Genomic DNA, 5,045 nt, shown 5'->3' with positions numbered 1-5,045 from the left:
GCCTTATAGCGAGAATGTTAATGGATTCTCCTGGAGTCCATCAAATTTTTTTGTCTATTAGCCGTATCATTCCCTTAACATCTTCTTGACCTTCACGCGCCAATTTATCAAAACCAGCATCAAGAGAATTAAAGCGGGATTTCATTTTAGTTTCTAGATTATTAAAGCGGGAATCTACTTTGTCGAGCCGATCAATAATTTGTTTTAGTAATTCTTCCATTTCAAATGCCTCATTCTGTTAATGATTAGATTATACCATTAATGCGAATCAAATCTCTCTCTGCTACATTTTTGCTACACAGATCAAAAAAACAGGTCATATAGAAAATATAAAAAAGGGTTTGCATATCTGCAAACCCTTGAGTTATCTAGCTGTATAGGTGGTGTTTATCTGGTCGGAGCGACACGACTTGAACGTGCGGCCTCTACCACCCCAAGGTAGCGCTCTACCAAGCTGAGCTACGCCCCGACATTTGCCCTTCAGACTTAACAAATTACATGTTGTGTCTGACTGACAAAATCTATTTTACCTAATTTACGTACACTTGTCAAGAATTATATTATTTTTTATGGAAAGTAGAGCTTTCTCATCGCAAGAGATAAAAAGAAAACCCACTTGCGCTTTTGTAAGTAGGGTTTTCCTCGTAATGATATTGGATACTATAACTAGACGATTATTGCACCCTTTTTATCAATATCTAAGATCTGATATCTTGCTGCGACTTTATGGATATTAAAAGCTTTGACCATCGCCATACCTACAGCATCAGAATTATCAGCTGTAAAGGCCAGCAAACACGGTCCGGCGCCACTTAACGCTGCCCCCAAAGCCCCTGTTTGCCGGGCAACAGACAATACTTGTGCCATTCCAGGAATAAGCTGCTCGCGATACGGCTGATGCAGCCTGTCTTCCAGTGCGTGAATGAGCAGCTTCAACTCACCAGTACACAGAGAACCAACTAAAAGTGCTGTGCGGCTGACATTAAATACAGCATCCGCAAACGGCACTGAATCAGGCAACACCTTGCGGGCGGCCTTGGTTGAGAGGTTAAATTCAGGGATTACAGCCACCATGGAAAAATCCTTTGGTGGCAAAAAGCGCAGATATTTAGCACTCCCGCTATCCATAATACTGACAGTAATACCCCCAAAGATAGCCGGCGCAACATTGTCAGGATGACCTTCAATAGCGGTTGCCATATCCAGAATATCCTCTTTGGTAAGGGTGCTGCCGGTAAGTTCGTTAGCTGCCACTAACCCCCCGACGATAGCCGCCGCACTACTGCCTAACCCTCGTGCCAGGGGAATATTATTGACCATTTTAAGTGCAATGCCGTTTGCATTACAACCTGTTTTGGCGAGCACCATTTGAATGGCCTTAACGGCAACATTAGAGCCGTCAGCCGGTATTGCCCCAGCCCCCTCGCCGGTCACATCCAAGGATATGCCCCCCTGGTCACTCAGGGTAAGTTCAAGATCATTATATATTGTACATGCTATGCCAACCGCATCAAACCCCGGGCCGCAATTGGCGGTTGTTCCCGGCACGCGGATTTTAACTGTATTCGCCATGGTATCGCCACCTTTTGACCCTATGAAATTTGTGCTGCTTCAACTCTGATTACATTACCTATTTTACTTACAACCGACATGCCAAGTAAGGTGTTTATAGCCAGACGGATGTTTTCATCAGATACCCGGTAAGTGATCAAGACCAGCTCTGTGGAGCGTTCCACTTTACGTTTTTGAATAACGGAGTGCAGACTAACTTGCTGGGCGCCAAACGCACCGGCAATGGCTGCCAATACGCCGGGTTTATCTTCGACAAGCAATCTGATGTAATACGGTGATTCTGTCTTGCTGACAGGATAAATCTGTTTTTGATCAAAGCAGGTGCAGAGTATCCGGCTACTGACATTGTGGCGAATGTCCCGCGCCACATCGATGATATCGGCGGTAACTGCACTGGCGGTTGGCATTTCGCCGGCCCCACGCCCATAGAACATTGTCTCGCCTACAGCGTCACCCTTAACAAATATTGCATTAAATACATCATTTACCGCAGCCAGCGGATGACTGGTTGGCAGGAAGGCCGGATGCACCCGGACGTTAATACCAAGTTCGTCCTGTTTGGCGATTGCCAGTAGTTTGATGATAAAACCAAGTTCGCGTGCGTACTCGATATCTTCAATGGCGATATTTGTGATGCCTTCGACATAGACATCATTTAGCGTAACGCGGGCACCAAAGCCAATTGATGCCAGGATGGCAATCTTGCGGGCTGCATCAAAACCACCGACATCGGCTGTCGGATCAGATTCAGCATAACCTTTGGCCTGCGCTTCTGCTAGTACGTCAGCATAGTCCATCTTTTCATTGGTCATCTTGGTGAGCATATAATTGGTTGTGCCATTAACAATCCCCATAATCTCAGTGATCTGATTAGAAGCTAGACATTGCTTAAGCGGGCGGATGATGGGAATGCCGCCGCCCACACTGGCTTCAAAAAGAAAATCTGTATGGTTTGCCTCGGCAGCCTCAAATAGCTCCCGCCCATATTTGGCTACAACATCTTTATTAGCAGTTACTACATGCTTGCCGGCGTTTAAGGCTGCTACCATATAGTCCTTAGACGGCACTTCTCCACCCATGACCTCAGCAACTATCTTTATCTCAGGATCATTGAGTATCTCGTCAAAATTTGTGACTATCTCGGCATCGGTTTTTACGCTTCTGGCTTTGTCAGGATTTTTTACAAGTATCTTTTTAATAACTACTGGAACACCCACTTTTTGTTCAATATTGCGGGCGTTATTTGCTAATATTTTAATAATACCGGTACCGACAGTGCCCATCCCTAATAAAGCAATATTAATGGCACTCATAGTTTTCCCCCCTAAGCCTGCCCCAAAACTTCCAGCCTTTTTACCCCATCCACCATTCTTAGCTTATCAAGCATAGCTTCTAAATCAATTGCTAAATCCGCTGTTTCAATTGATATAGTAGCATTGGCGACCCCTTGAAGCGGAATACCCTGATTAATTGTTAGGACGCTGCCATGCTCATTTGCGATTGTGTTTAAGACGCGGGAAAGAACACCTGATTTATGTTCAAGCAATAAAGCAAGTGTAACAATCTTTTCTTTACTGGCTTCATAAAACGGAAAAACATAGTCCTTGTATTTATAATAGGCACTACGGCTTAGTTCCATTTTTTCTACTGCTTCATTAATTGTTCTGGCTTCACCACGTTTTAATAACTCTTTTACTTTAATTGTTTTTTTAATAGCTTCAGGTAAAATCTCTTCCCGAACTAGATAAAAAACCGCTTTTTGACCTGTAACCATGCTTCCCCTCCTCGGTACTGCTGTTGCGGATGGATATCTGTATATGGTAGACATTATAACATCACTTTGGCGGGGATTACAAGCAAAAATACAAAAAAATTAGTCAGTCCTTTACAGACTGACCTTAAAACTGCTGCGAAATGCTGCATTTCTTAAAAAATGATACATATTAGTCCGCCACTACCTTCGTTAACGATCTTCTGGAGCGTATCTTTTAGTTTAATTTGTGCGTTTTCAGGCATGCTTGTTAGTTTATTCTGAATGCCTTCGCGGACAAGTTCATTCAAAGATTTGCCAAACAGGTTAGTACGCCAGATTTTTTCCGGTTCGCCTTCAAATTCACGCATCAGGTATTGAATTAATTCTTCGCTTTGTTTTTCAGTACCAATAATCGGCGAGATTTCGGCTTGAACGTCAGTTCGGATAATATGTAAAGACGGTGCTGAAGCCTTAAGTTTTACGCCAAAACGGTTGCCGGTACGAATGATTTCTGGTTCTTCCAGAATCATTTCGTCAAGTTGCGGCGGCACGATGCCATATCCGGTTTGTTCGACGTCTTCAAGAGCAGCTGAGATTTTGTCATATTGGCGCTTAGCCACAGACAAATCCTTCATGAGCCGCAGGAGGTGATGCTCGCCGGCAATGGTGAAACCTGTTAGTTCTTCCAGGACACTGTAGAAAAGATCACCCCGAGCGGTCATTTCTATAACGGCAATACCGCTGCCGAGGTCCATGTCATGAAGAATAACGTCAGCAACAAAGTCATAGCCTGACAAATCATCAATTGCCCGGTCAATATCCCGCAGGCGACGAATATACTGAACAACATCGCTGACAGCGCCTTCAAATTTTTGGCGCAACCAGTGTTCTTTATCTAGTTCTTCTACCCACTTCGGCAGTGTAATATTAACCTCTTTAACGGGGAATTCGTACAGTACTTCCTGCAAGATACCGTAGATATCGTCATGGGACAGTTGGGCGCAGTCAACCGGAATCACCGGAACATCGTACTCGCCCTCTAGTTTAGCCACAAGTTCCCGCGTTTCTTTGGAATTAGGTTTGCTGGTATTTAAAATTACCAAGAATGGTTTTTGCAGCTCTTTGAGCTCACGGATAACCCGTTCTTCAGCCGGAATGTATTTATCCCGGGCAAGGTCGGTCACTGAACCGTCAGTGGTGATCACTAAACCGATGGTTGAATGCTCGGCAATGACTTTGCGTGTACCGACTTCAGCTGCTTCCTGAAACGGAATTTCATTCTCGAACCAGGGTGTGAGCACCATACGGGGGCCGTCTTCTTCTTGATAGCCCAGTGCGCCCTCGACCGTATAACCGACACAGTCTACGACTCGCACTCTGACATTAACATTGTCTTTAACATTGATTTCTACAGCTTCGTTGGGGATGAACTTAGGCTCAGTTGTCATAATGGTCTTACCGCCGGCACTTTGCGGCAGTTCATCTTTGGCGCGTTCTTTGTCATAGGGGTTAGCAATATTGGGTAATACCATGGTCTCCATAAAACGCTTAATAAACGTCGATTTACCAGTCCGAACTGGGCCGACTACACCAATATAGATATCTCCACCAGTACGTTCGGCGATATCTCTAAACAGGTCGAATTTTTCCATCTGGCGTTTCCCTCCCTGATTACGGTAGTTGTCATTATAAATATATGACAGGCCACTCCAAATATTAC

Annotated in this window: 5 protein-coding genes and 1 tRNA gene; all 6 read right to left on the bottom strand. The window is 44.4% G+C overall.

The genetic code is table 11. The features are described from left to right. Window positions 1–40 precede the first annotated feature (40 nt). Window positions 41–220, bottom strand: a complete 180-nt coding sequence (locus tag VN379_RS20635) for a hypothetical protein (protein WP_325537353.1) — start codon at window positions 218–220, stop codon at window positions 41–43. A gap of 172 nt (window positions 221–392) precedes the next feature. Then, window positions 393–469 (bottom strand) — tRNA-Pro (locus VN379_RS20630). 197 nt (window positions 470–666) lie between these two features. Beyond that, complete coding sequence (gene thrB / locus VN379_RS20625; protein WP_325537352.1) at window positions 667–1,572, bottom strand: homoserine kinase; 906 nt, start codon at window positions 1,570–1,572, stop codon at window positions 667–669. 20 nt (window positions 1,573–1,592) lie between these two features. Continuing rightward, entirely contained in the window at window positions 1,593–2,885 is a 1,293-nt protein-coding gene (locus VN379_RS20620) for a homoserine dehydrogenase (protein WP_325537350.1), read from the bottom strand. Between the two features lie 11 nt (window positions 2,886–2,896). After that, the gene (locus VN379_RS20615) at window positions 2,897–3,346 is read right to left on the bottom strand and encodes an ACT domain-containing protein (RefSeq protein ID WP_325537348.1); all 450 of its coding nucleotides are present in this window, start codon (window positions 3,344–3,346) and stop codon (window positions 2,897–2,899) included. Between the two features lie 152 nt (window positions 3,347–3,498). Then, a partial coding sequence (spoIVA, locus tag VN379_RS20610) for a stage IV sporulation protein A (RefSeq protein ID WP_325537346.1) occupies window positions 3,499–5,045 on the bottom strand: 1,547 nt, incomplete at its 5' end.

It is taken from the genome of Sporomusa sp., assembly GCF_035561255.1.
GTDB lineage: Bacteria > Bacillota > Negativicutes > Sporomusales > Sporomusaceae > Sporomusa.
This window is presented reverse-complemented; position numbering and strand designations above follow the sequence as displayed.